We start from the raw sequence: 1,536 nt of genomic DNA on the forward strand, positions 1-1,536 counted from the left end.
ACAACGCGAGTCGTGAAGGTGTGTTGCAGGTTCAAAGTGATAGCCATATGGGCCTCCTTAATGATTGGTTAGTGACATTCGCGCCAAGTCGGCCCGATCTTTCCTTCTGTATCGAGGACACAGCGAAACCCGAAGGACTCGCCTACGTTGCGAATGGCTTGCTGAGCAACGGCCACACAGACCTCCCCAATCTCTTGGGTGCGTGCAGCAATCTGTAATTCGTCGTGGACCCATGCCATGAAGCAAAAGTCGCCATCCCATCCGTGGATGAACCCGTGGTCTTCCATAAGGAGCCTTTCGGTTTCTACTACCCACGCCTTGCAGATGAGCGCACCGGCTGACTGAAGGAGTGTGTTGAGGGCGCTGTGAGGTGAGCGGACGTGAATCTTTCGGCCATCCAGGCCCTTGATCCAACGGCGCTTCCACTTGATGTCAAACTTGCGAAGGGCTTGGTTCCACTTCTGGTCTGAGATAAGGGAGTCTTCAAGTGCGGCTCTGAGGTCAGCGATAACGGGCGTACCTTCAAGGAAGGCTTTCTTCAGCTCCTTACCGCGCTTCGCACCACCGCCAACGATTGATCCAATCTTTGCGTCACCAGCTCCATACAGAAACGCATAGATGAAGGTCTTCGCCATGTCGCGCCAACGGTCATGGTCATGGTTGGACTTATCCCGAATGGTTGCCTGACAGATGCCCGCAGCCACACCGTTAGCCCAATGCACGTCACCGTTAAGGACCTGATCAGCGTATGCGCCATCGTCGTACTTGGCCCCAAAGTGACCCAGGCAACGAAGCTCAAGGCCGGAAGCATCCACGCCAACCTGCACGCAGTTCTCCCAGCCTTTAAAGCGCTTCTGAGCGAAGACCGCACCGAACAAGGCGCGACATTCAGGCCCATAAGGACTCTTGGCGCTGGGCACCTGGCCCATGTTTGGATAGCTGTGAGTTGCTCGCCCTGTTACAGCCCCGTTGGGGTTGATAGAGCCATGCATTGAGCCGTCCGAATGGACCAGTCGCATCCAAGCGTTATCCCCTTCAGCCAGCATCCCGATTCGCTTTTGGATCATCAGGTAATCGCGGACCAAGGCGATGCACGCTTGGGCGTCAGGGTCAGCAACGGTCACGCCTTCAAGCGTCTCGTCGTCAACCTTTGGGGCGCCCTTGTCTGTGAACTCAGTCGGTTCCCATCCGGCGTCTTTGAGGACCTTGATGAGGTGAGCCCCGGAAGCTGGGTTGAACGTCACGAACTCGACAGGCGTATAAGGGGCACCCGCGAAAGTCTCCCGCGTATCCTTCTTCTTGCCGTCTTTGAGGTAAACACCACCCACCTTCGGATACTTGACCCGAGGCATTGGGCGACCGTCAGACCACTTCTCAAGGGCCTTACCTGTCTTGGGGTTCACGAACAGTTCGTTGCCGCCCTTGGGTTGATACCAAGAGCCGAACGTCTTGATGAGCTGGACCAAAAGGTCAGAGCGTTGTCCTGCAAGATCCGCGTAGAGCCTTTCAGCACCGTCAGAGTCAAACGGAAAACCG

1 protein-coding gene is annotated in these 1,536 nt (G+C 56.1%); it reads right to left on the minus strand.

The window, feature by feature from the left end:
* Positions 1-68: 68 nt before the first annotated feature.
* Positions 69-1,536 (minus strand): DNA polymerase (locus ACR52_RS28845; protein WP_048731856.1); only part of this gene is annotated, 1,468 nt, incomplete at its 5' end.

Source organism: Pseudomonas fildesensis, assembly GCF_001050345.1.
In the GTDB taxonomy this organism is placed as follows: Bacteria; Pseudomonadota; Gammaproteobacteria; order Pseudomonadales; family Pseudomonadaceae; genus Aquipseudomonas; species Aquipseudomonas fildesensis.